This is a genomic window from Sphingomonas kyungheensis, assembly GCF_037120395.1.
Lineage (GTDB): Bacteria > Pseudomonadota > Alphaproteobacteria > Sphingomonadales > Sphingomonadaceae > Sphingomonas > Sphingomonas kyungheensis.
Genome location: NZ_JBBBDM010000012.1, coordinates 13,035 through 35,284, shown reverse-complemented (window position 1 = coordinate 35,284; position 22,250 = coordinate 13,035). Strand labels below are relative to the sequence as shown.

26 protein-coding genes and 1 riboswitch are annotated in these 22,250 nt (G+C 69.8%); of the genes, 22 read left to right on the top strand and 4 right to left on the bottom strand.

The window, feature by feature from the left end; all coding sequences use genetic code 11:
- Positions 1-78: 78 nt before the first annotated feature.
- Together V8201_RS16445 and V8201_RS16440 are read left to right on the top strand one after the other, a co-directional pair.
- The gene (locus V8201_RS16445; protein ID WP_271300972.1) at positions 79-327 is read left to right on the top strand and encodes an AbrB/MazE/SpoVT family DNA-binding domain-containing protein; all 249 of its coding nucleotides are present in this window, start codon (positions 79-81) and stop codon (positions 325-327) included.
- Positions 327-671, top strand: coding sequence for a PIN domain-containing protein (locus V8201_RS16440; protein ID WP_271301086.1), 345 nt, complete (start codon positions 327-329; stop codon positions 669-671). The genes V8201_RS16445 and V8201_RS16440 overlap by 1 nt, the downstream gene beginning before the upstream one ends.
- A gap of 210 nt (positions 672-881) precedes the next feature.
- Here the strand turns inward: V8201_RS16440 and V8201_RS16435 are convergent, their stop codons facing one another.
- Positions 882-1,331 (bottom strand): hypothetical protein, encoded by a 450-nt coding sequence (locus tag V8201_RS16435; protein ID WP_271300973.1) that lies wholly within the window; start codon positions 1,329-1,331, stop codon positions 882-884.
- A 190-nt stretch (positions 1,332-1,521) separates the two neighbouring features.
- The gene (locus V8201_RS16430; protein WP_336545982.1) at positions 1,522-2,196 is read right to left on the bottom strand and encodes a TetR/AcrR family transcriptional regulator; all 675 of its coding nucleotides are present in this window, start codon (positions 2,194-2,196) and stop codon (positions 1,522-1,524) included.
- Between the two features lie 77 nt (positions 2,197-2,273).
- Between V8201_RS16430 and V8201_RS16425 the strand changes: the two genes are divergently transcribed.
- From V8201_RS16425 to cobJ, 8 genes are all read left to right on the top strand, one after another.
- Positions 2,274-3,218, top strand: coding sequence for an aromatic alcohol reductase (locus tag V8201_RS16425; protein ID WP_336545981.1), 945 nt, complete (start codon positions 2,274-2,276; stop codon positions 3,216-3,218).
- Positions 3,219-3,240: 22 nt separating this feature from the next.
- Positions 3,241-4,392: an epoxide hydrolase family protein gene (locus V8201_RS16420; protein ID WP_037533421.1), complete on the top strand. Its 1,152-nt coding sequence runs from the start codon at positions 3,241-3,243 to the stop codon at positions 4,390-4,392.
- A gap of 334 nt (positions 4,393-4,726) precedes the next feature.
- Positions 4,727-4,961: riboswitch (cobalamin riboswitch) on the top strand.
- Positions 4,962-5,131: 170 nt separating this feature from the next.
- A complete protein-coding gene (gene cobW / locus V8201_RS16415) occupies positions 5,132-6,169 on the top strand; it encodes a cobalamin biosynthesis protein CobW (RefSeq protein WP_336545980.1) in 1,038 nt (345 codons plus the stop codon).
- A gap of 6 nt (positions 6,170-6,175) precedes the next feature.
- The gene (gene cobN, locus V8201_RS16410; RefSeq protein WP_336545979.1) at positions 6,176-9,436 is read left to right on the top strand and encodes a cobaltochelatase subunit CobN; all 3,261 of its coding nucleotides are present in this window, start codon (positions 6,176-6,178) and stop codon (positions 9,434-9,436) included.
- 2 nt (positions 9,437-9,438) lie between these two features.
- Positions 9,439-10,533 carry a ferredoxin-like domain-containing protein gene (locus V8201_RS16405; RefSeq protein ID WP_336545990.1) on the top strand — a complete coding sequence of 365 codons (1,095 nt, stop codon included), beginning with the start codon at positions 9,439-9,441 and terminating at the stop codon, positions 10,531-10,533.
- Entirely contained in the window at positions 10,533-11,162 is a 630-nt protein-coding gene (locus V8201_RS16400) for a precorrin-8X methylmutase (protein WP_037533409.1), read from the top strand. Before V8201_RS16405 ends, V8201_RS16400 begins: the two co-directional genes overlap by 1 nt.
- Positions 11,159-11,896: a precorrin-2 C(20)-methyltransferase gene (cobI, locus tag V8201_RS16395; protein WP_336545978.1), complete on the top strand. Its 738-nt coding sequence runs from the start codon at positions 11,159-11,161 to the stop codon at positions 11,894-11,896. Before V8201_RS16400 ends, cobI begins: the two co-directional genes overlap by 4 nt.
- A complete protein-coding gene (gene cobJ / locus V8201_RS16390) occupies positions 11,893-12,642 on the top strand; it encodes a precorrin-3B C(17)-methyltransferase (protein ID WP_336545977.1) in 750 nt (249 codons plus the stop codon). Before cobI ends, cobJ begins: the two co-directional genes overlap by 4 nt.
- Here the strand turns inward: cobJ and V8201_RS16385 are convergent.
- A complete protein-coding gene (locus tag V8201_RS16385) occupies positions 12,618-13,367 on the bottom strand; it encodes a cobalt-precorrin-6A reductase (protein ID WP_336545976.1) in 750 nt (249 codons plus the stop codon). The genes cobJ and V8201_RS16385 overlap by 25 nt on opposite strands.
- On the opposite strand from V8201_RS16385, the gene cbiE reads away from it, so the two are divergent.
- The 9 genes from cbiE to V8201_RS16340 are packed head-to-tail and all read left to right on the top strand — an operon-like array spanning position 13,366 to position 20,621.
- Positions 13,366-14,574 carry a precorrin-6y C5,15-methyltransferase (decarboxylating) subunit CbiE gene (gene cbiE / locus V8201_RS16380; RefSeq protein ID WP_336545975.1) on the top strand — a complete coding sequence of 403 codons (1,209 nt, stop codon included), beginning with the start codon at positions 13,366-13,368 and terminating at the stop codon, positions 14,572-14,574. The two genes, V8201_RS16385 and cbiE, sit on opposite strands and share 2 nt — an antisense overlap.
- Positions 14,571-14,936: a cobalamin biosynthesis protein gene (locus V8201_RS16375; protein ID WP_037533395.1), complete on the top strand. Its 366-nt coding sequence runs from the start codon at positions 14,571-14,573 to the stop codon at positions 14,934-14,936. Before cbiE ends, V8201_RS16375 begins: the two co-directional genes overlap by 4 nt.
- On the top strand, positions 14,933-15,718 hold the full coding sequence (cobM, locus tag V8201_RS16370; protein WP_336545974.1) for a precorrin-4 C(11)-methyltransferase: 786 nt from the start codon (positions 14,933-14,935) through the stop codon (positions 15,716-15,718). Before V8201_RS16375 ends, cobM begins: the two co-directional genes overlap by 4 nt.
- Positions 15,715-17,022, top strand: coding sequence for a cobyrinic acid a,c-diamide synthase CobB (locus V8201_RS16365; protein ID WP_336545973.1), 1,308 nt, complete (start codon positions 15,715-15,717; stop codon positions 17,020-17,022). The genes cobM and V8201_RS16365 overlap by 4 nt, the downstream gene beginning before the upstream one ends.
- Positions 17,019-17,735: a uroporphyrinogen-III C-methyltransferase gene (cobA, locus tag V8201_RS16360; RefSeq protein WP_336545972.1), complete on the top strand. Its 717-nt coding sequence runs from the start codon at positions 17,019-17,021 to the stop codon at positions 17,733-17,735. Before V8201_RS16365 ends, cobA begins: the two co-directional genes overlap by 4 nt.
- A complete protein-coding gene (cobF, locus tag V8201_RS16355; RefSeq protein ID WP_336545971.1) occupies positions 17,732-18,493 on the top strand; it encodes a precorrin-6A synthase (deacetylating) in 762 nt (253 codons plus the stop codon). Before cobA ends, cobF begins: the two co-directional genes overlap by 4 nt.
- Complete coding sequence (gene bluB / locus V8201_RS16350; protein ID WP_336545970.1) at positions 18,490-19,131, top strand: 5,6-dimethylbenzimidazole synthase; 642 nt, start codon at positions 18,490-18,492, stop codon at positions 19,129-19,131. The genes cobF and bluB overlap by 4 nt, the downstream gene beginning before the upstream one ends.
- 34 nt (positions 19,132-19,165) lie before the next feature.
- Positions 19,166-19,576 (top strand): DUF1636 domain-containing protein, encoded by a 411-nt coding sequence (locus V8201_RS16345; RefSeq protein ID WP_336545969.1) that lies wholly within the window; start codon positions 19,166-19,168, stop codon positions 19,574-19,576.
- Positions 19,577-19,580: 4 nt separating this feature from the next.
- Positions 19,581-20,621, top strand: a complete 1,041-nt coding sequence (locus V8201_RS16340; protein ID WP_037533375.1) for a HoxN/HupN/NixA family nickel/cobalt transporter — start codon at positions 19,581-19,583, stop codon at positions 20,619-20,621.
- Between the two features lie 174 nt (positions 20,622-20,795).
- On the opposite strand, the gene V8201_RS19095 is transcribed toward V8201_RS16340, so the two are convergent.
- Positions 20,796-20,903, bottom strand: coding sequence for a hypothetical protein (locus V8201_RS19095; protein WP_505572743.1), 108 nt, complete (start codon positions 20,901-20,903; stop codon positions 20,796-20,798).
- Between the two features lie 50 nt (positions 20,904-20,953).
- On the opposite strand from V8201_RS19095, the gene V8201_RS16335 reads away from it, so the two are divergent.
- Genes V8201_RS16335 through V8201_RS16325 form a run of 3 tightly spaced genes read left to right on the top strand, consistent with a single transcriptional unit; the run spans position 20,954 to position 22,205 of the window.
- Positions 20,954-21,154: an RtcB family protein gene (locus V8201_RS16335; RefSeq protein WP_336545968.1), complete on the top strand. Its 201-nt coding sequence runs from the start codon at positions 20,954-20,956 to the stop codon at positions 21,152-21,154.
- A gap of 8 nt (positions 21,155-21,162) precedes the next feature.
- The gene (locus V8201_RS16330; RefSeq protein WP_336545967.1) at positions 21,163-21,501 is read left to right on the top strand and encodes an RNA 3'-terminal phosphate cyclase; all 339 of its coding nucleotides are present in this window, start codon (positions 21,163-21,165) and stop codon (positions 21,499-21,501) included.
- Positions 21,387-22,205: an RNA 3'-terminal phosphate cyclase gene (locus tag V8201_RS16325; RefSeq protein ID WP_336545989.1), complete on the top strand. Its 819-nt coding sequence runs from the start codon at positions 21,387-21,389 to the stop codon at positions 22,203-22,205. Before V8201_RS16330 ends, V8201_RS16325 begins: the two co-directional genes overlap by 115 nt.
- The last annotated feature ends 45 nt before the right edge of the window (positions 22,206-22,250 follow it).

Sequence of the window (22,250 nt, the reverse complement as noted above, 5' to 3'; positions counted from 1 at the left end):
GGCCTTGCAGACGATAGATAGCAGCGTAGCCAGTAACCGACGTATGGTACTGCCAGCATCTGTGCGAAAGGCCATGGGTTGCAGGGTGACCCCAAGATCATTCCGACCGTAGAAGATGATCAAGTTCGTCTGTCACCAATCAGACATGGCGTATCGCGCGCGCAGGCGTTGTACCGCGAACATGCCAAGCATGCCCGCACGACAGAGGACTTCCTTGAGGCGCGGAAGGCAGAAGCAGCAGCCGACCTCGACGAGGTGTCAGCTGACGCCAAGGCTCGAGACGCGTACTATCGGCTGTCCTCGACGCATCCGCTGTGCTGGCATTGATGCGTGAGGAAAGCGGTGCCGATAAGGTCACACCGCATATAGGTCGAGCAGCGATCTCAGCAGTCAACCTTCAGGATGTCGTCAAGGAGCTTCTGCTCAGCGGCCTTGATGAGGCAACTACGCGCGAATTCCTCGGTGAACTCCGACTGGACGTTCGTGCCCATGATGTCGAAGCAACCTATGCCGCTGCCGCGCTGCATGCCCAGACACGCCAATATGGCCGCGGGCTGGGCGATCGACCGTGTCTTGCGCTTGCCGTTCAGCTTGGCGTCTCCGCCCTTACGGCCGATCGGGAGTGGAAAAATGGGAAGATCAGGAATTTGAAGGTCGAGCACATCCGCTAGGTGCTCAGTCCCGGCATCTGGTGCATCGGATGGACGATGAACGGTTTGACCCTGACGTCCAGATCTTGGCCATGTATTCCTAGGGTGTGAGGCCGCTGAGGGTCTCGAGCACGGCGTTACTGGTCTGTTGGGAGCCAATACGTCTTCAGCGAATGTGTTCTTGCGCACACATAGGTCGTATTGCGCTGCTTGCGCAGCAGGCAAGCCAAACTACCCAAAATTGAAGTAGCCTGCCAGCTTTGTTCGGGGCGATATTATCAATATCGCTTCGCCGTCTTTCAGTATCTTGTAGAAGGCGCCAGGGCGCTTCAGCGTTCCTGGCAAGTCTCCTAACGGACTCGCGCCATTCTTACATCCGCCGAAGGCCGCTTCATAAGGGGCTCTGCTGCCGGCGGCCGGGAGGGGCGTCGTCATCCAGCCGTCTGGCGGCATCAGATCGGTACCGGACGTTGTCCTCTTAACTCTGACCAGGCGAACAGTCGACGCACTGGAAAGCTGGACAACCAAGGCATCACAGCTCTCCCGCAGTCCAAAGCCGCCACCCGCAAAAAGCGTGCGCTCAATTTCCATTCCGGCAGGAATCTGGTCGCGCGGCCATGTTGGCCCGGTACAACCGGTCATCACCAAACCGGCCAACAAGATTACGCTCTGGGTCTTCATGGTGCCCTACCACGTGTGTTTCAAACGCGGGCAGGAATACGCTCGTCACGTGCAGATTTCGTGTGTTTCATGCGCGCTTATCGAGCGTTCCTCCATGTCCGCGCAAGGCGGCGCGGCAAGCCCCGCCCTGCCCGATGACCCGGCAGCCGTCTTACAAGGATGGTGAATAAGGAACGACAAATGGGGCGACCTAAGCCGCGTCGGCTGGATCTAAACATCCCGCGCGCGTGAGCAGATCGATCGCATCGTCGATACGACGTGCGGCGGTCGCATTGAGCTGCGCGCGATCGTCGCCGATCAGCGCGCGCATCTGGTGGGGGACGAACACCATGTCGATGAACCGGCCCGCGACATCCGATGCTTGCGCGATCCGGTCGGGCGCGGCGTCGGCGCCGGCAATCGCCTGGGCGACGCAGGTGACGCCGCCATTGCGGCCGATCCGGTCCACCAGCCGGGCGAGATCGGGCATCCGGTGGGCGGTGGTGACAACGACACGCATCAGCGCGACCGCCTCGGGCGTCAACGTATGCTCCAGCAGGCTATGTCCCACCGCGCGCAGCCGGTCTTGGACGCACAGATGCCACGGCACCACGCCTGACGGCACCAGCGTGTGATCCACCATTCGCCGCACCACGGCCGTGAACAGCTCCTCCTTATTGGCATAGCGGGCGTAGAGACTCGCCTTCCCCGCGCCCGCCCGCGTCACGACTTGATCGCAGCTCGTCGCGTCATATCCGATCCGCAGGAACAGGTCCGTGGCGGCGTCAAGAATCCGGCGATCGACGTCGCCGGCCTGGTCGGCGGACGGTCGACCGCCGCGTCGCCGTTTCGCTAAATCGGGCTTTAGGTCGGTAAGCGTTTGCATCACGCAACCATATAAGCCATGCGCCGGTTGAATGAAACTGAACGGTATAGTTCAGTTTATTGGCAAGGGGTTTGGCGATGGCGGGGATGACGCTCGAGGACGTGAACGGCCACGATGACGGCGGGGTCGCGCCACGGACGATCGCGCTTGCCGGTGCGACCGGCGATCTGGGTGGGCGCGTGCTATCTGCCCTGATACGGCGTGGCGTGGACGTGCGGGCCCTGGTCCGCAGCGGAACGCCGGCCGCGGCGCAGGATGCCGTACGTGGGCGGGGCGGAACGCCGGTCCCTGTCGATTTTGCCGATCAGGCTGCGCTCTCGGATGCGCTGGCGGGAGCGGAATGCGTCGTCTCGGTCCTGAACGGGCTGGAGCCGGTCATTCTCGATCTTCAGGGCCGTCTTCTCGACGCGGCGGTTGCGGCGGGTGTACCGCGCTTCATCCCGTCCGACTTCTCGCTCGATTTCACGAAGACCCGCCCCGGCGACAATCGCAACATGGACCTGCGACGCCGCTTCATGGCGCGTGTCGATGCAGCGCCGATCCGCGCGACCTCGATCCTCAACGGCGCCTTCGCCGACCTGCTGACCGGTGAGGCGCCGATCGTGCTGCCGCGTTTCGCCCGCATCCTGTACTGGGGCGACGCGGACCAGCCGCTCGACTTCACGACAAAAGACGATGTCGCTGATTATACCGCCGACGTGGCGCTCGATGCGGATGCGCCCCGCCTCCTGCGGATCGCCGGCGACGTCGTGTCTCCGCGCGACCTCGCGATCCTGATGACGCGTCTCGAGGGCCGAAGGTGGAAGCCGTTCCGTGCAGGTGGGCTCGGGCGTCTCTCGATGCTGATCCGCGTCGCGCGCACGCTGTCGCCGACCAGCGATGCGCCGTTCCCGGCCTGGCAAGGCATGCAATATGTTCGCGACATGTCGAGCGGCCGCGGCAAGCTCTCGCCGCTCGACAAGGATCGCTACGGCAAGACCGACTGGACGCGCGTCGAAGCCGTCCTCGCCCCGACACGCTGATCGCCCCTTCCGGAGTCCTATCATGAGCGATGCCGTCCAGCCGTTTCCCATCCACATCCGCCAAGCCGACCTCGACGATCTGGCCGATCGTCTCGCCCGCACCCGCTGGCCCGATGCCGGCACAGTGCAGGACGGGTCGCAGGGTCCGCAATCGGACCGCATCCGCGCGCTCGCCCAGCGATGGCAGGACGGTTACGACTGGCGTGCCACGGAGACGCTGCTCAACGGCTGGGGCAGCAGCCGCACGGTGATCGACGGGCTCGGCATCCACTTCCTCCATGTCCGCTCTCCCGAACCGGACGCGACACCGCTGCTCCTGACCCACGGCTGGCCGGGATCGGTGCTCGAATTCCGCGACGTGATCGGCCCGCTCAGCGACCCGCGCGCGCATGGCGCCGACGCGTCGGACGCCTTCCACCTCATTATCCCTGCGCTGCCCGGCTTCGGCTTTTCCGATAAGCCGACCGAGCCGGGTTGGGGCGTCGGCCGCACCGCTTCGGCTTGGGGCGTGCTGATGCAGCGGCTCGGCTATGGTGATCGCTGGATGGCGCAAGGCGGAGACTGGGGTGCTGCAGTCACCACGGCGCTGGCGCATATGCGTATGCCGGGCCTCGCCGGTATCCACCTCAACATGGTGATGGCCCAGCCGACACACGAGGAACGGGCGAATGCGACGCCCGCCGAGCAGCGGATGCTGGACGATGCGGCGCGCTACGACCGCGACTATTCCGGGTACATGAAGCTGCAGTGCACACGGCCGCAGTCGCTTGCCTTCGCGCTCGCGGACTCGCCGATCGGACTGGCGAGCTGGATCTACGCGCTGTTCCAGGACGTATCCGACAGCGATGGGCAGCCCGAACGGGTCATTCCGCTCGACCATCTGATTGACGACATCATGCTGTATTGGCTGCCGAACGCGGGGCCAAGTTCGGTTCGCTTCTATTGGGAAGCCGCGCAGGAGATGGCGAAAGGGATGCCGGGCGCGCCCGTGCCGCTGCCGGCCGGGGTCAGCATGTTCCCCGGTGAGCAGGTGCGGCTGTCCCGCCGTTGGACCGAGGCGCGCTTTGCCGATCTTCGCTATTTCGGAGAGGCCGCGAGCGGTGGGCATTTTGCGGCGATGGAGAACGCCGAAACGTTCGTGGAGCACGTCCGCGCGACGTTCCGAGCCATATAGCACCCGACGGGTTGGAAGCCGTTTGACAGTGTGCGGCCGCCAGGACCCAGAACCAGACGGTGAGGGTGCCTTCGTGCCCACCCGAGTTCGGACGTTCGTCCAGCGGACAGCGGCATGATGTACCCCGAGCCAGCGCCGTGCTGCTGCGATATGACGTAATGCCGTCCTCTGGACGATCAGGACGAATGCCAGCGTCGCTCCGAGCACCGGAATGCCAACGATACGCGCTGCGATCGCGTCGACCAGCCCGGCCTGGAAGCAAGGTCGCGGCATAAGCGAATTGGCAAGGGGCGCGATCGAGGGTATCATGTCCGTCGAGGGCCATCGAAAGAGGGTCCTCGTTGATCGCGCCGGTGCCCCGCGAGGGGTTTAAATGGGAATGCGGTGCGGAGGTGATCCTCCCAATCCGCGGCTGTCCCTGCAACTGTAAGCGGTGAGCGAAAGCGTCATGCTCCCCATGCGGGGGGCGGCCACTGGAACGCGTCGGTCCTTCTGACCGGCGATCTGGGAAGGCGATGCCGGAGCTACGACCCGCGAGCCAGGAGACCTGCCGGCGATAAGGTCGCTCTTGCCTTGGTCCAGGGGATGGCCGCGGCACGGTTCTCCGTCTGAGCGACGAATCTGTGCGGCCGGGGCCGCATCGGTGCGTGGCTGGGCGGCTTCACGGCGCTCGTCCGTCGTCGCGCGCCGTCCGCAATCGGCCCCGCCCGTTCGTTGCTGTCGCGCCGCGGGGAAGAGCATGTCCGATCTGTCCAAGGTTCCCGTCACCATCGTCACCGGCTTTCTGGGAGCCGGCAAGACGACCCTCATCAGCCATCTGATCCGTCACGCGGGGGGGCGTCGTCTCGCCGTGGTGGTCAACGAATTCGGCGTGCTGGGCGTCGACGGCGACATCCTGAAGGGCTGCGCGATCCCGGACTGTCCGGCCGAGAACATCGTCGAGCTGGCCAACGGCTGCATATGCTGCACCGTCGCGGACGACTTCATTCCGACCGTCGAGACGCTCCTTGCGATGGAGCCGCGGCCCGATCACATCCTGATCGAAACGTCCGGACTTGCCCTGCCCAAGCCGCTGCTCAAGGCGTTCGACTGGCCGGCGATCCGGTCCCGCATCACGGTCGACGGGGTGATCACGCTGGCGGACGCGGAGGCGGTCGCGGCCGGACGGTTCGCGCCGGATCTCGCCGCAGTCGACGCGCAGCGGGCGGCCGATCCGAGCATCGATCACGAGACGCCGCTGTCCGAGGTGTTCGAGGATCAGCTCGCCTGCGCCGACCTGGTGCTGCTCACCAAATGCGACCTCGCCGGCCCATCCGGCGTCGCCGCGGCGCGTGCGATCATCGCCGCCGAGACCCCGCGCCCGCTGCCGATCGTGGAACTCGTGGACGGCATCGTCGCCCCCCACGTCGTGCTCGGGCTCGGCGCGGCCGCGGAGGACGACCTCGCCGCCCGCCCCTCGCATCATGACGGTGAGGACGAGCATGAGCACGACGACTTCGATAGCTTGGTCCTTGCATGGGGCGAGATCGCCGACGCGCACGACCTCGCGGGTCGGATCGAGGCGCTTGCCGCCGGTGGCGACGTGCTGCGCGTGAAGGGCTATGCCGCGGTCGCGGGCAAGCCGATGCGGCTGCTCGTGCAGGCGGTGGGAGCGCGGGTCCGCGTTCAATACGACCGGCCGTGGCGCGGGGACGAGGTGCGCGCGACGCAGCTCGTGGTGATCGCCGAACGCGACCGGCTCGATCCGTCGACGATCAGGGCGGCGCTGGCGGCCTGATCCGCCATGCACGTCGTCTTCCGCGAAACGCACGGGCTCGAAGAGGGCGCCGCACCGCGCGATCTGGGGCAGGACGCCGCGGATCTCGTCGTGCTGTCCTTCTCCGACAGCGACCTCGGCGCCTTCGCCGCGGGGTGGCGCGCGGGCGGCGTCGGCATGCCGAGCCTGCGGCTCGCCAATCTTGCCGAGCTGACCCACCCGCTCTCGGTCGACACGTACGTCGAGCGGACGCTGGGTGCGGCAAGGGGCATATTGATCCGGTTGATCGGCGGCATCGCCTATTGGCCCTATGGCGTCCAGCAGGTCGAGGCGCTCGCCCGCCGGCGGCGGATCGCCCTGGCGATCGTTCCCGCCGACGGCCGCGAGGATCCGCGCCTCGACGCGGCGTCGACGCTGCCCGCATCCACGCTGCGCCGCCTCGCCGAGCTCTGCGACGTCGGCGGTGCATCCGCGGCGCGCGCGGCCATCGCGCAGCTCGCCCTCGCCGCGGGGCTTTACGTGACACCCGGCCCGACGGCGCGCGCCATCGCCCCGGTCGGCGGCTGGCAGCCCGCTGCCGGCGTGATCTGCCCGGCCGCCTTTGCCCTGGCGTCGATCCGGCCGCGGATCGTTCTGGTCTTCTACCGTTCCTATGTGATGGCCGCCGACCTCGATCCGGTCGCGGCGCTGCACATGGCGTTCGAGAGGCGCGGCTACGACGTCATCGCGCTGTTCGCGCCCTCGCTCAAGGAGCCGTCGGCCGCCGGCTGGATGACCCGCTGGCTTTCCGCGCTCGCCCCCGTTGCGATCGTCAACGCGACCGCGTTTTCGGCACGGAATGCCGACGGTGCGACCCCGCTCGACGTCGCGGGCGTTCCCGTGTTCCAGGTGGCGCTGGCGACGTCGGATCGCGCGGCATGGGCCGAGGCCGCGCGGGGCCTGTCCCCCGCCGACCTCGCGATGCACGTGGTGCTGCCCGAAGTGGACGGCCGCCTGTTCGCCGGCGTGGCGAGCTTCAAGGACGCCGGCGGGCGTGACCCCGACCTGCAGTTCGCGCGGCGCGAACATCGCGCCGACCCTGGCCGGATCGCGGGTATCGCAGACCGGGTCCACGGCTGGACCGCATTGGCTGCGAAGCCCGTGGCGGAACGGCGGCTGGCAATCGTGCTGTCGACCTATCCCGGGAAGACCTACCAGATGGCGCACGCGGTGGGCCTCGACGCGATCGCCTCGGCCCGGGCGATGCTCGAAGATCTGGCGGACGCGGGTTACGCGACCGGCCTCCCGGCTGCGACCGATCTCCCCGCCGCGCTGGCGCGGCGCACCGTCGCATGGCCGCTCTCCGACTATCATGCCGCGCTGGCGAGGCTTCCCGCCGCCCTGCGGGCCGAGGTGACGGCGGCATGGGGTGCGCCGGAGGACGATCCCGCCGTCGCGGACGGCGCCTTCCGCTTTGCCGCCGTCGTCGCCGGCGAGGCCATCGTGGCGCTCCAGCCGGAGCGGGGCGGCGTGGAAACGCGCTCGGACGAGTATCACGACCTGTCCCGCTGCCCACGTCATGGCTATGTCGCATTCTACCTCTGGCTGCGCGCGCGCGGCACCGACGCGCTGGTCCACGTCGGCGCGCACGGCACGCTCGAATGGCTCCCGGGCAAGGCGGTCGCGCTGTCCGACGCATGCTGGCCCGAGGCGCTCGCCGGCGCGATGCCGATCGTCTATCCCTTCATCGTCAACGATCCCGGCGAGGCTGCGCAGGCCAAGCGGCGGATCGGCGCAGTCGCGATCGGCCATGTCCCGCCGCCTCTCGTCGACGCGGGCAGTGGCCTCGGGATCGGCCGGCTTGAGGCGCTGCTCGACGAGTTCTCCAATGCCGCCGGTCTCGATCCGACGCGTCGCGACCGCCTGCAGCGCGACATCGGGGACGAGGCGGTCGCGCTCGGGCTCGGCGACGCACTCGCGCTCGATCGGGCGCAATCGAGCAAGGAGGCGATCGCGCGGATCGACGCCTTCGTCTGCGACGTCAAGGACAGCCGGTACGGCGACGGCCTGCACGTCTTCGGCCGCGGCGAGCAGGGTCCGGCGGAGCGCGACGGCCTGCTCGCCGCGCTCGCCGGACGACGGGTCCCGCCCGGACCATCGGGCTCGCCATGGCGCGGGCGGAGCGACGTGCTGCCGACCGGGCGCAACCTCTACACGACCGATCCGCGCGCGGTGCCGTCCCGGTCGGCGCACGCGCAGGGGGTGCGGCTCGCCGACGAGCTCGTCCGCCGCCACCTTCAGGATCATGGCGACTATCCGCGTGCGCTCGTCGTCGACCTCTGGGGCTCCGCGACGATGCGCACCGCCGGCGAGGAGTTCGCGATGGCGCTCCACCTCCTCGGGGCGGAGCCGGTCTGGGATCACGGGTCCGACCGCGTGACCGGAGTCGAGATCCTGCCGCTGATGCGGTTTGACCGGCCGCGGATCGATGTGACGCTGCGCGTGTCGGGGCTGTTCCGGGACGCCTTTCCGACGCTCTGCGCGATGTTCGGCCAGACGGTGCGAGCGCTGGCGGCGCGGGACGAGCCGGCGGACCGCAATCCCTTCGTCTCATCCCTGCCCGGCGCACGCGTCTACGGGCCGCGGGCCGGCGACTATGGCGTCGGGATCGGCGACGACGCCGAGGTCTACACGCCCGAAGCCCGCCGGGCCGCGGGCGCCGCATGGCTGGCGGCCTCCGCTCACGCGTTGGACGATGGCGACGGGCGCGCTGACCCGACGGGGATCGCAGCGCGCGTCGCGGCCGCCGACGCCTTCGTCCACGTCCAGGACCTGCCCGAGACCGACCTGCTGCTCGCCGCGGATTATGCCGCGCACGAGGCCGCCTTCGCCGCTGCGCAGGCGATCGCCGGCGGCACCGCCGCCCTGTATCATCTCGATGCGACCGACCCCGCGCGCCCGCGTGCCCGCCCGTTGGCCGAGGAGGTCGCGCGCGTCGTCCGCGCACGCGCCGCGCACCCCGGCTGGATCGACGGCATGATGCGCCATGGCTTTCGAGGCGCGGCGGAACTCGCGGCGACGCTCGACCATCTCGGCGCCTTCGCGCACCTCGCAGGCGTCGTGACGCCCGAGGCCATCGACCTCTACCATGACGCGACGCTGGGCCGCGACGACGTCCGCGCCTTCATGGCCGCCGCCAACCCGTCTGCGCTGGCGGCGATGGAGGCGCGGTTCCGAGCGCTTCACGCGGCAGGGCTGTGGGCGACGCGCCGCAACTCGATCCTTGCTCAGCTGGGGGATCCGGCATGAACATGGTGCGGGGCTGGTGCCCGACGGCTCATCGCCCGATGGCGGCGGGCGATGGCCTGCTGGTCCGCGTGCGGCCGCGCCTGGCACGCATGACGCGCGCCCAGGCGATCGGTCTGTCCGAGGCCGCGGCGGAGCATGGCAACGGTGCCATCGACGTCACCAACCGTGCGAACCTCCAGATCCGCGGCGTCCGCGACGATCGCTGGGCGGCGTTGATCGCCGACCTGTGCGCGCTCGATCTGGTCGACGCCGATCCGGCCTCGGAGACCCGGCGCGCCGTCATCGTGGCGCCCGACTGGCATGACGGCGACGATACGCACCGCATCGCCGTCGAGCTCGCGCAGCGTCTGGCGGAACTGCCGGAGCTGCCCGGCAAGTTCGGCGTCGCGATCGACGCGGGTGCCGCGCCGGTGCTCGGCGACGCTCCCGCCGACATCCGGATCGAACGCGCCGCGGCTGGCGGTCTGATCCTTCGTGCGGACGGGCGCGCGTGGGGCGTTCCGCTGGCGGTCGGTGCCGAGATCGACGCGGTGGTGGCGCTGGCGCGCTGGTTCGTCGGGACCGGCGGGAGCGCCGCAGGCCGGATGGCGCGCCACGCGGTCACCCTGCCCGCCTGGGCAGATGGCGGGATCCCGGCGGCGCCGTCGTGTCCCGCCCCGGCGACGGGACCGCACGCGCAGGGCACGGTCGTCGGGCTCGCGTTCGGCAGGATCGAAGCGCCGGACCTCGCCAAGCTGGCCATGGCCGCGCGCGGCGTGCGGGTGACGCCATGGCGGCGGCTGATCGTGGAGGGGAAAATCGATACCGGGCAGCCCGCATCGGCGCTCCTTCGGGCCGACGCCTGTGTCGGCGCTCCCGCCTGTCCGCAGGCGAGCGTCGCGACCCGTCCCCTGGCGGTCCGTCTCGCACCCCATGTCGATGGCCGGCTCCACGTCTCGGGCTGCGCCAAGGGCTGCGCGCGGGCGCAGGCCACCGACGTCGTACTGACCGGGCGCGACGGCCGCTTCGATCTCGCCTTCGCCGCCAGAGCGGGCGCCCCGCCCGCGGTGTCCGGGCTCGACCCCGTCCAGATCCTCGCCCGCTTCGGAGCCGATTGATGCCCCATGTCTACGAGACCGACGGCGGTGCCATCTACCGCCAGTCGTTCGCCACGATCCGCGCCGAGGCCGACCTCGCGCGCTTCGCGCCGGAGGAGGAACCGGTGGCCGTCCGGATGATCCACGCGTCCGGCCTCGTCGCGCTGGCGGCGCACATCCGTTTCTCGCCGCATTTCGCACGGGTCGCCCGCGACGCGCTCGCGGCGGGCGCGCCGATCCTGTGCGACGCGCGGATGGTGACGGAGGGGATCACCCGCGCTCGCCTGCCTGCCGACAATCCGGTCGTCTGCACGCTGCACGCGCCGGAGACGCCCGAGCTCGCCCGCGGGATGGGCAACACGCGTTCGGCCGCCGCCCTCGAACTGTGGCGGCCGTATCTGGCGGGCGCGGTGGTGGCGATCGGCAACGCCCCGACCGCGCTGTTTCACCTGCTCGATATGCTCGAGGATCCTGCCTGCCCCCGCCCCGCCGCGATCATCGGCTGCCCGGTCGGCTTCGTCGGCGCGGTGGAGTCCAAGGCCGCGTTGTGGGAGGAGCAGCCGGTGCCCTGCGTCGTGGTCGAGGGACGGATGGGCGGCAGCGCCATCACGGTCGCCGCGATCAACGCTCTCGCGAGCCGCGCCGAATGACCTCGCCCGCCGCCAAGGGCGTTATCCACGGCATCGGCCTCGGCCCCGGCGCGCAGGATCTGATGAGCGTGCGCGCCGACCGGCTCGTGCGAGGGGCGCAGCACGTCGCATTCTTCCGCAAGGCAGGCAGGCCGGGTCAGGCGCGGCGCATCGTCGAGGGGATGCTGAGGCGCGACGTGATCGAGTTCGCGATGGAATATCCCGTCACGACGGAGATCCCCGTCGCGGACCCCCGCTACAACGATCGCTTGAGTGGGTTCTACGCCGAGTGCACCGACCATCTCGCCGCCCTGTCGGCGACCGGCGAGGACGTCGTCGTCCTGTGCGAGGGCGACCCCTTTTTCTACGGCTCGTTCATGCACCTGCACAGTCGGCTGACGGGGATCGCACCGGTCGCGGTCGTTCCCGGCATCACCGGCATGTCAGGCGCATGGACCGCCAGCGGTGCGCCGATCACCTGGGGCGAGGACGTGCTGACCGTCCTGACCGCAACGATGCCGGAGGACGAGCTCGTCCGTCGGATCGGCGACACCGACGCGCTCGTGGTGATGAAGATCGGTCGCCACCTCCCGAAGCTGCGCCGGGCGGTGGCCGCGGCCGGGCGGGACCGCGAGGCGTGGCTGATCGAATATGCCGCCATGCCCGACCAGCGTGTCACGCGCCTGAGCGACGCCGACGCCGTCGCACCGTACTTCTCGATCCTGCTGATCCACGGTCAGGGTCGGCGGCCATGAGCGGCTCGATCGCGGTCGCGGGGCTCGGGCCGGGCGACGCCGCGCTGATGACGCCCGAAGTGGCAACCGCGCTCGCGGACGCCACCGACGTGATCGGCTACATCCCCTATGTGGCGCGCGTCGCCCCGCGCCCCGGGCTGACGCTCCACGCCAGCGACAACCGCGTCGAACTCGATCGCGCCCGCCATGCCCTGCAGCTCGCGATGGCGGGGCGGCACGTCGTCGTCGTGTCGTCGGGCGATCCGGGCGTCTTCGCGATGGCGGCGGCAGTGTTCGAGGCGGTCGAGCACGGTCCGCCGGCATGGCGCGACCTCGATATCCGCGTGCTTCCGGGCATCACGGCGATGCTCGCTGCCGCGGCCCGCGCCGGCGCGCCGCTCGGCCACGACTTCTGCGCGATCAACCTGTCGGACAATCTGAAACCGCAGGCCGTGATCGATCGCCGCGTGCGCCTCGCGGCGGAGGCCGACTTCGCCATCGCCTTCTACAATCCGCGATCGCGGAGTCGGCCCGACGGCTTCGGCCGCGCGCTGGAGATCCTTCGCGACGTCTGCGCCGACGAACGCCCCGTGCTGTTCGCGCGGGCGGTGTCGACCCCGGAGGAGACGCTACACGTCGTCCGCCTCCCCGACGCCCGCCCGGAGATGGCCGACATGCGGACGATGGTCATCGTCGGGTCGAGCGCGACGCGGACGATCGCGCGCAGCGGCGCGCCGTTCCTCTACACGCCGAGGTCGGCGGCATGATCGATCCAGCGCAGGACGTCGTGCACCGTGTGGACCTCGCGGCGGGCAGGCAGGATCGGGCGGTCGATCATCACCACGGGGATGCCGAGCTCGCGCGCCGCGACCAGCTTGGCCTGCGCGCCCGTGCCGCCCGCATTCTTGCAGACGACGATCTCGATCGCGTGGTCGCGCATCAGCTTAGCGTCGCCGGCGACGTCGAACGGACCGCGATCGACCACGAGCCGATGGTCTGGCAGTTCAGGCGTGGCGGCAGGCGCATCGACGAAGCGCAGCAGATAGCGGTGCTGCGGCTGCGCGGCGAACGCCGGAACGTGCATCCGCCCGAGCGCGAGCATCACGGCACGACGCGGCCCCGCGAGCGCGGCGACCGCCGCCTGGACGTCGTCGACGGGCCGCCAGTCGTCGCCGGGGATTGCGATCCAGGCCGGCCGGGTCAGCGCGACCAGCGGGACGCCTGCCATCGCCGCGGCGTCGAGCGCGTTGCCGCTCATCCGCGCCGCGAACGGATGCGTCGCATCGACGAGATGCGTGACGCGCGTCGCGCGAAGATGGTCGGCGAGACCGGCCGCACCGCCGAAGCCGCCGACCCGGGTCCGCACCGGCTGCGCCTTCGGCTGTGCCACCCGACCTGCATAGCTCAGGGTGGCATCGTCGCCGCGCAGCGCCAGCGCCTCCGCCAGCGCGCTCGCCTCGGTCGTGCCGCCGAGGATCAGGATGTTCGGCATGGCGGGTGAACTCGGCAAGGCATGGCTGACGATCGTCGGGATCGGCGAGGATGGACCAGCCGGCCTCTCTGCTGCAAGCCGGGAGGCGCTCGCGCGCGCCGAATGGGTGACCGGCGCGGCGCGGCACCTCGCGCTGCTGCCTGATCTCGCGTGCGAGACCGCGGTGTGGCCGGTGCCGTTCGACGACGGCATCGCGCCGCTTCTTGCGCAGCGCGGGCGGCGGGTCGTGATGCTGGCATCGGGCGATCCGTTCTGGTTTGGTGCCGGATCAACCGTGACGCGGCACCTCGGTCGGCATGAATGGACCGCACATCCGGCACCTTCGACCTTCGGCCTCGCCGCGGCGCGGTTGGGCTGGTCGATCGACGCCGTCGCATGCGTCGGCCTGCATGCGGCACCATTCGAACGCTTGCGTCCCAAGCTGGCGACCGGCGTCCGGGCGATCGTCCTGGTGCGCGACGGCGCGGCGGTCGGCGCGCTCGCGCGCTACCTGCTGGACCAAGGCTTCGGAGACAGCAGGCTCTGGATCCTCGAGGCGCTGGGCGGTCCGCACGAACGCGTCCGCGAGACCACCGCCGCCACGATGGCGTTTGCGGATATCGCGCATCCGGTGGCGGTCGGCATCGCCGTCGACGGGAGCGGTGCGGTTCTCGCCACCGCGTCCGGACGCCCGGACCGATGGTTCGCGCACGACGGGCAGATCACCAAGCGCCCGGTCCGCGCGCTTACCCTGTCCGCGCTGGCACCGAGGCCGTTCGAAACCCTGTGGGACATCGGCACCGGCTCGGGATCGATCGCGATCGAGTGGCTGCTCTCGCATCCGACCACGCAAGCGATCGCGTTCGAGGCCGATCCGACCCGTGCGGAGCGCGCACGCAGCAACGCGGCGACGCTGGGCGTCGACCGCCTCCGCATAGTCGAGGCGCATGCGCCCGAGGGGTTGGCCGATCCCCCGGGACCCGACGCCGTCTTCATCGGTGGCGGTCTTTCGGAGGCGCTGCTCGACTGGCTCTGGACGCACCTCGCGCCTGGAACCCGGATCGTCGCCAACGCGGTCACGCTCGAATCCGAAGCGACGCTGGCGGCGTGGCACCGCGCGAAGGGCGGCGACCTGCTGCGGATCGAGCTGTCGGACGTCGCCCCGATCGGTTCGCGTCGCGGCTGGCGGGCGCATTATCCGATCGTCCAGTGGAGCGCGTCGCTATGATCGTCGCCGGGTTCGGATGGCGCAGCGGCGCCACGCCTATGTCGTGCGAAGCCGCGCTTGCGCTGGCGCGGCACGGCTGCCCTGGAATCACCGCGCTCGCTGCACCCGACGACAAGGTCGGTCTGCTCGCGCCGCTGGCCGAACGGCTCGGTCTTGCCTTGCTGCCCGTCACGGCTGCGGCATTGACGGGCGTCGCGACCGCGACCCGCTCTCGGGCGAGCTTCGAAGCGCGCGGCACCGGCAGCGTCGCCGAGGCCGCCGCGCTCGCCGCCATCGGCGAAGGCGCGCGGCTGATCGCGTCTCGTCACGTTTCTCCCGACCGCATGGCGACCTGCGCGATCGCTCAAGGACCTTCGACATGACCGTTCACTTTATCGGCGCCGGCCCAGGCGCACCCGATCTGCTGACGCTGCGCGGCCGCGACCTGATCGCCGCGTCGTCAGTGTGCCTCTACGCAGGGTCGCTCATCCCGCCGGCGCTGCTCGACCACTGCCCGCCCGGCGCGCGCATCGTGAACACCGCGCCCCTGTCGCTCGACCAGATCGTCGAGGCGATCGCGAACGCGCATGCCGACGGCCATGACGTCGCGCGGCTCCACTCGGGCGACCTGTCGATCTGGTCGGCGATGGGCGAGCAGCTTCGCCGCCTCCGTGCGCTCGGGATCCCGTTCACCGTCACGCCGGGCGTTCCCGCGTTCGCCGCCACGGCCGCGACGCTCGAAGCGGAGCTGACACTGCCCGGCCTGGCCCAGTCGGTCGTCCTCACCCGCACCTCGGGTCGCGCGAGCGCCATGCCGGACAGGGAGACCCTGCCCGCCTTCGCCGCGACCGGGGCGACGCTGGCGATCCATCTGTCGATCCACGTGCTGGACCGGGTCGTCGCCGAGCTGACCCCGGCCTACGGCGGGGACTGTCCGGTGGCGATCGTCTGGCGGGCGAGCTGGCCCGACGAGAGGATCATCCGGGCGACGCTCGCGACGATCGTCGCGGCTGCGGCCGGCGGCCCGGAACGCACCGCACTCATCCTCGTCGGCCCGGTGCTTGCGCCCACGGATTTCGCGGAGAGCAGCCTCTATGCGGCCGGCTACGACCGCCGCTTCCGCCCACGAAGCGCCGACTCCCGCTTCGCCGGGGCGGGCGAATGACGCCGGGCGTGATGATCGCCGCCCCCGCATCCGGGACCGGCAAGACCACCGTGATGCTCGGGCTGCTGCGCGCGTTCCGCGATGCGGGTCTCGCCGTGCAGCCGTTCAAGAGCGGTCCGGACTATATCGACCCAGCCTTCCATCGCGCGGCGAGCGGCCGGTCGTCGTTCAATCTCGACAGCTGGGCGATGGCGGAGCCCATGATCCACGGCCTGGCCGCAAAAGCGGACGACGCCGATCTGGCACTGGCGGAGGGCTCGATGGGCCTGTTCGACGGCGTCGCCACGCCCGGCGCGGCCGGCAGCGGCGCGAGCGCGGACGTCGCGCGGCGGATGGGCTGGCCTGTGGTGCTGGTCGTCGACGTCTCCGGCCAGGCCCAGTCCGGCGCCGCCACCGCGCTCGGATTCATGCGATACGATCCGGGGGTGCGGATCGCAGGCGTGATCCTCAATCGCGTCGCGAGCCCGCGGCACGAGCGCCTGGCCCGCGACGGTATGGCGGCCGCGGGCATATCCGTCTTCGGCGCCCTTCCCCGACGTGGCGACCTCAGGCTTCCCGAACGTCATCTCGGCCTCATCCAGGCATCCGAACATCCCGACCTCGACGCGCGGATCGCCGACCATGCGGGCTTCCTGGGCGAACACGTCGATCTGGAGGCGATCCGCGACGCCGCGGCTGTCGCGACCACGCCCGCCGCGCCCGCCGGCCGCCTCGTCCCGCCGGCGCAGCGTATCGCGCTGGCGAGAGACGCGGCCTTCTCCTTCGCCTATCCGCACATGCTGACGGCGTGGCGCGACGCCGGAGCGGAGATCCTGCCCTTCTCGCCGCTCGCCGACGAAGCCCCCGACGCCCGCGCCGATCTGGTGTGGCTGCCCGGCGGCTATCCCGAACTCCACGCCGGCCGCCTCGCCGCAGCCGAGCGCTTCCGCAGCGGTCTCGTCGAACACGCCCGCACCCGCCCCGTGCATGGCGAGTGCGGCGGCTACATGGTCCTCGGCGAGGGCCTGATCGACGCCGACGGCACGCGTCACCGGATGGCAGGGCTGCTCGGCCTCGTGACCAGCTACGCCCAACGCCGCATGCATCTGGGATATCGTCGCGCCACGCTGCTCGCGCCGGTCGCCGCCCTGGCGGCGGGAACGGTGCAGCGCGGTCACGAATTCCACTATTCGACAATCCTGGAACAGCCCGACGCCGCGCTGGCGCGGGTGGTCGATGCCGAGGGCGCTCCCGTGCCCGAGACCGGATCGTACCGCGGCAGCGTCTCGGGCACCTTCTTCCATCTGATCGCCACCGAGCGATGAGCGGGTTCGTCTCCTTCGTCGGTTCGGGGCCGGGCGACCCCGAACTGCTGACGCTCAAGGCGGTCGCCCGCTTGCAGACGGCGGACGTCGTATTGTTCGACGATCTGTCCTCGGGGCCGCTCCTCCGGCACGTGCGCCGGGGCGCGGAGCTGGTCGCGGTCGGCAAGCGCGCGGGCCGCGCGTCGCCTTCGCAGGAGCACGTCTCACAGCTTCTGGTCGCGCATGCGTCGACCGGCGTCCGCGTCGTCCGCCTCAAGTCGGGCGATCCCGCCGTCTTCGGTCGCTTGGAGGAGGAGATCGCGGCGGTGCGCGCGGCCGGCATCGCTTTCGAGATCGTCCCCGGCGTCACCTCGGCGAGCGCGGCCGCGGCAGCCGCGGCAATCCCGCTGACGCGCCGGCTGAGCGCGCGGCGCGTCCAATTCGTCACCGGGCACGACGTCACCGGCGGTCTTCCGGAAGGCCTCAACCTGGCGGCGCTTGCCGATCCCGATGCGACCACGGTGGTGTTCATGCCCAAGCGGACGTTCGCCGCGCTGGTCGAGATGCTCGTCGGCCATGGGCTGTCGCCCGACACACCTGCCCTGCTCGCCGAGAACGTCAGCCATCCCGATCAGCGGCTGACGCGATCCACGATCGCCGACCTGGCACGCGATCTTCAGCCGCGAAGCGACGCACCCGCCGTGATCCTCTACGGTCCGCTGCTCGCGCCATGATCGACCTGCACCTCATCGGCATCGGCAGCGGCGACCCCGACCATCTGACGCGGGCGGCGGCGGCGGCCATGAACGCCGCTGACGTCATCCTGCTGCCGCGCAAGCGCGACGCGGCGTCGGACCTCATCGAGCTGCGCCGGTCGCTCTGCGCGGCGGTGCTCCGCGGCCACACCCGGGTCGTCGAGTTCGATCTGCCCGAACGTGGCGAAAGCGACGCCTACCTCGACGCCGTCGGCGACTGGCACGACGCGATCGCCGCCCGCTGGGCGACGGAGATCGCCAGCCACCTGCCGAACGGCGGCAGGCTGGCGCTTCTCATATGGGGCGATCCGTCGCTCTACGACAGCAGCCTGCGGATCGCCGACCGGCTGCGCGCCGGCGGCATGATGCTCCGGGTCCACGTCGTGCCGGGCATCACCAGCCTCCAGGCGCTGACCGCGGCGCATGCGATCCCGCTCAACACGCTCGCCGCACCGGTGGTGATAACGACAGGCCGACGCCTGCGCGCCGAAGGCTGGCCCCCGGCCGTCGACACGCTGGCGGTGATGCTCGACGGCACATGCGCCTTCACGTCGATCGACCCGCTCGGCGTCATGATCTGGTGGGGGGCCTATCTCGGCCTGCCGTCGCAGGCGCTCGTCGCCGGCCCCCTCGCGGACGTGTCGTCGACGATCGTCGCCCGACGGGCGAGGCTGCGGGCAGAGCAGGGTTGGATCATGGACACCTATCTGCTCCGCCGTTCGAAGGGCGCGGCATGACGGCGCCCTCCTTCGGCCCGGTCTTCGCGGATGATTTCGAGACGCTGCTGCGCTGGCGGCGCGACGTCCGGCACTTCGCAGCGCGTGCGGTCGCAGAGGACGACATGCACACCCTGTTCGACGTCGCCGCGCTGGCGCCCTCGGTCGGCAACGCGCAGCCCTGGCGCTTCGTCCGGATCCGCTCGCAGTCCCTACGCGGGTGGATCGCCGACCATGTCGATGCCGCGTCCGCGGATGCGGCGCGCACGATCCCGACCGATACGCTGCAGACCCGCTATGGGAAGCTGAAGCTCCACGGCATCCGCGAGGCTCCCGAACTGCTCGCGGTCTTCTGCGACGAGGCCCCACAGGCGGGCCATGGCCTGGGCCGGGCGACGATGCCCGAGATGCTGCGCTACTCGACCGTGATGGCCATTCACACCATGTGGCTGGCGGCCCGCGCGCGGGGCATCGGAATGGGCTGGGTATCGATCCTCGATCCGGTCGCGGTGACCGGAATGCTCGACGTGCCTGCGGGCTGGACGCTGATCGCCCTGCTCTGCCTCGGCTACCCCGCCGAATTGACCGACGTCCCCGAACTCGAACGGCGTGGCTGGCAGGCCCGCGAGCCCGTCTCGGATCGCATTCTCGAGCGATGACGCCTCAACCCTCAACCGGATCGGAACACGAGCCATGCTGACCCCCGTCGACGACGGTCCCGCCGTCGTTGTCTGCAATACCTGCCGGTTTTCCGCCGGCGACCGCGAGGATGCCGATGGCGTCCGCGGCGGTGCGCTCCTCGTCGCGGCGCTACGGGCGGCGAAGGCCGACGACCAGCGCTATGCCGGCGTGGGGATACAGCAGATGCCGTGCCTCTTCTCGTGCAGCGAGCATTGTTCGATCCACCTGCGCGCGCCGGGCAAGGTCGGCTATCTGCTCGGCCGCTTCACGCCGGATGCGGAGGCCGCTCGGGCGATCCTCGACTATGCCGTCCACTATGCCGAAAGCGAGCATGGCCGCGTCCCCTTCAAAAACTGGCCGCAGGGCATCAAAGGCCATTTCATCGCGCGCACACCGCCGGCAGGCTACGTTGTCGAAGGCTGACGGCATGCACGCGCCCGCCCCGTCCGCCCTGCGTCGCCGCATCGGCCTTCTTTACGTGCTGCTGATCGGAGCGAACGTCGGCGCCTGGATCTGGGCACTGCTGCTCTTCCACGCGCAGCCGCTGATGCTCGGCACCGCGCTGCTCGCCTGGGGGCTGGGCCTGCGGCACGCGGTCGACGCCGATCACATCGCCGCGATCGACAACGTCACGCGCAAGCTCATGCAGGACGGACAGCGGCCGCTGACGGTCGGCTTCTGGTTCGCGATCGGGCACAGCACGATCATCCTGCTGGCATCGGTCGCGATCGCCTTTACCGCGTCCGCCCTTGCCGGCTTCGAGGCGCTGAAGGCGACCGGCGGGATGGTGGCGACGATCGTCTCTGCTGTGTTCCTGTTCACCATCGCGGCGATGAACCTGATCATTCTGCGCTCGGTATGGCGCACCTTCCAGCACGTGCGCGCCGGCGGACCCTATGTTGATGAGGATCTGGACATCCTTCTGAATGGCCGCGGCCTGCTGTCGCGGCTCTTCCGCCCTCTGTTCCGCCTCGTCTCGACCAGCTGGCACATGGCGCCGCTCGGGTTCCTGTTCGGACTGGGTTTCGATACCGCGACCGAGGTCGCCATTCTCGGCCTGTCCGCGGCGCAGGTCGAGCACGGTTTCGCGATCGGCCCGGTATTGGTGCTTCCCGCCCTGTTCGCAGCCGGCATGGCGCTCGTCGACACGACAGATGGCATCGTCATGCTGGGTGCCTATGAATGGGCGTTCGTGAAGCCGATCCGGAAGCTCTACTACAACATCACCATCACCGCGGTATCGGCGTTTGTCGCAATCGTCATTGGTGGCATCGAGACGGTGGCGCTTCTTGCCGACAAGCTAGAACTCCGTGGTGGCCTGTGGTCGACTGCGCGCTATCTGGGGGGACGCTTTAATCTGCTCGGCTTCGTGATCATCGGCGTCTTCGTCTTGTGCTGGATAGCCAGCTGGATGGTGTTTCGCTGGAAGCGCTTCGATGACATCGATGTCTGCCATAATGCGAGGTAAGGCACCCTGCCCGCCAAGGCAGCAGTAGCCCAGCCAGCCTGTCCAGCGCGACGATGACCCAGTCGCGGACGTTCAGACGACCCTTCCCGCTCCCCAGCTTCGGCCATCCGTTCAGCCGGCGGGCACCGCAACCCGGCACGCCCCGTCAATCGTCCCTAAAGGGGTCCCTCCGCTCTACGCACGTGTGAGTGACGACCACTCGAGGCCGAAGCGCTGCAGATATTTGCGCAGCCGGTCCGCGTCATTCGAGGACGTGCGCCGCGCTCGGGACGCGGCGAACAGCGTCCGGCCAGCGTCCGATAGCGTCCTGCTCGACCGGCGCTGGCCGGGTGATGAGCCGGACCCAGGCCAGGCGCGAGGTCACGCTGGCGGAGTACGTCGCCGCGACCGAGGGGGTGGCCTGCCGCAAGGACGAGGGCGTGGTCGACGAGAGCCCGCGCGCCTACAAGCCGATCGAGGCGGTGATGGCGGCGCAGTCCGACCTCGTCGAGATCGTCCACACGCTGAAGCAGGTGGTGTGCGTGAAGGGGTAATCCTCTTCATGCACATTCTCCGGAAAGAGGAAGCCATGATCACCATCGACGGATCGGAAGGCGAAGGCGGCGGACAGGTCGTGCGCAACGCGTGCGCCCTTTCGCTCGTCACCGGTACGCCGTTTCGCATCGTCAACGTTCGCGGCGGGCGCGAGAAGCCGGGCCTGATGCGCCAGCACGTCACCGCGATCGAGGTCGCGTGCGCGATCGGTAGGGGTGGCGCATGGAGGGCGTGGCGGTCGGCGCGCGCGAGATCACGTTCCGTCCGGGCACGGTCGACGCGGGCGAGTACCGGTTCGCGGTGGGCACCGCCGGCTCGACCGGACTCGTCCTGCAAACGGTGCTGATGCCGCTGCTGCTGGCGAACCGTCCCTCGCGGCTCGTGCTGGAGGGTGGAACCCACAACATGCTGGCGCCACCGTTCGACTTTATAGCCAAGTCGTTCCTGCCGATCCTCCGGCGCATGGGCGCGAGGATCGAGGCGCGCCTGGCGCGGCATGGCTTCTACCCGCGCGGTGGTGGACGGATCGAGGTCGACGTCTTGCCCGGTGCGCCTTCGCCGATCGAGTGCGTCGGGCGGGGTGGGCTGCTGAGCACATCGGCGACGGCTTACATCGCGGGGCTCCCGCTCGACATCGCCGAGCGCGAGATCGCCTGCGTGCGGAAGGCATTCGACTGGGCCGACCGCTCCTGTGCGATCCGCGAGCTGCCTGAAGAGCAGGGGCCGGGCAACATCCTGTTGCTGGAAGCCGAATATGAGCATGTGACCGAGATCGTCAGCGGCTTCGGTCAGCTCGGCGTACCGGCGGAACGATTGGCCAAGCGCGCCGTCGGACGGTTGAAGGGCTATCTCGAGTCCAGCGCCTTCGCCGGCCCCTATCTGGCGGATCAGCTGCTGCTGCCGTTCGCGCTGGCGGGAGGCGGGGCGTTCACGACCGTCAAGCCGAGTCAGCACAGCCTGACAGCCGCGAAGGTGATCGAGCGTTTCCTCGACCGGCGGTGTGTCTTCACGCAATTACCCTTGGGCGCGCACCGGATGAAGGTGCACTGAAGGAAGGGTGGGAGGAGACCTTTGGGCTCCCACGCACGCGGGAGC

Coding starts and splice junctions, on each gene's coding strand:
- V8201_RS16440 (WP_271301086.1), top strand. CDS start 327: ATGCGTGAGGAAAGCGGTGCCGATAAGGTCACACCGCATATAGGTCGA.
- V8201_RS16435 (WP_271300973.1), bottom strand. CDS start 1,331: ATGAAGACCCAGAGCGTAATCTTGTTGGCCGGTTTGGTGATGACCGGT.
- V8201_RS16430 (WP_336545982.1), bottom strand. CDS start 2,196: ATGCAAACGCTTACCGACCTAAAGCCCGATTTAGCGAAACGGCGACGC.
- V8201_RS16425 (WP_336545981.1), top strand. CDS start 2,274: ATGGCGGGGATGACGCTCGAGGACGTGAACGGCCACGATGACGGCGGG.
- V8201_RS16420 (WP_037533421.1), top strand. CDS start 3,241: ATGAGCGATGCCGTCCAGCCGTTTCCCATCCACATCCGCCAAGCCGAC.
- cobW (WP_336545980.1), top strand. CDS start 5,132: ATGTCCGATCTGTCCAAGGTTCCCGTCACCATCGTCACCGGCTTTCTG.
- cobN (WP_336545979.1), top strand. CDS start 6,176: ATGCACGTCGTCTTCCGCGAAACGCACGGGCTCGAAGAGGGCGCCGCA.
- V8201_RS16405 (WP_336545990.1), top strand. CDS start 9,439: ATGGTGCGGGGCTGGTGCCCGACGGCTCATCGCCCGATGGCGGCGGGC.
- V8201_RS16400 (WP_037533409.1), top strand. CDS start 10,533: ATGCCCCATGTCTACGAGACCGACGGCGGTGCCATCTACCGCCAGTCG.
- cobI (WP_336545978.1), top strand. CDS start 11,159: ATGACCTCGCCCGCCGCCAAGGGCGTTATCCACGGCATCGGCCTCGGC.
- cobJ (WP_336545977.1), top strand. CDS start 11,893: ATGAGCGGCTCGATCGCGGTCGCGGGGCTCGGGCCGGGCGACGCCGCG.
- cbiE (WP_336545975.1), top strand. CDS start 13,366: ATGGCGGGTGAACTCGGCAAGGCATGGCTGACGATCGTCGGGATCGGC.
- V8201_RS16385 (WP_336545976.1), bottom strand. CDS start 13,367: ATGCCGAACATCCTGATCCTCGGCGGCACGACCGAGGCGAGCGCGCTG.
- V8201_RS16375 (WP_037533395.1), top strand. CDS start 14,571: ATGATCGTCGCCGGGTTCGGATGGCGCAGCGGCGCCACGCCTATGTCG.
- cobM (WP_336545974.1), top strand. CDS start 14,933: ATGACCGTTCACTTTATCGGCGCCGGCCCAGGCGCACCCGATCTGCTG.
- V8201_RS16365 (WP_336545973.1), top strand. CDS start 15,715: ATGACGCCGGGCGTGATGATCGCCGCCCCCGCATCCGGGACCGGCAAG.
- cobA (WP_336545972.1), top strand. CDS start 17,019: ATGAGCGGGTTCGTCTCCTTCGTCGGTTCGGGGCCGGGCGACCCCGAA.
- cobF (WP_336545971.1), top strand. CDS start 17,732: ATGATCGACCTGCACCTCATCGGCATCGGCAGCGGCGACCCCGACCAT.
- bluB (WP_336545970.1), top strand. CDS start 18,490: ATGACGGCGCCCTCCTTCGGCCCGGTCTTCGCGGATGATTTCGAGACG.
- V8201_RS16345 (WP_336545969.1), top strand. CDS start 19,166: ATGCTGACCCCCGTCGACGACGGTCCCGCCGTCGTTGTCTGCAATACC.
- V8201_RS16340 (WP_037533375.1), top strand. CDS start 19,581: ATGCACGCGCCCGCCCCGTCCGCCCTGCGTCGCCGCATCGGCCTTCTT.
- V8201_RS16335 (WP_336545968.1), top strand. CDS start 20,954: ATGAGCCGGACCCAGGCCAGGCGCGAGGTCACGCTGGCGGAGTACGTC.
- V8201_RS16330 (WP_336545967.1), top strand. CDS start 21,163: ATGCACATTCTCCGGAAAGAGGAAGCCATGATCACCATCGACGGATCG.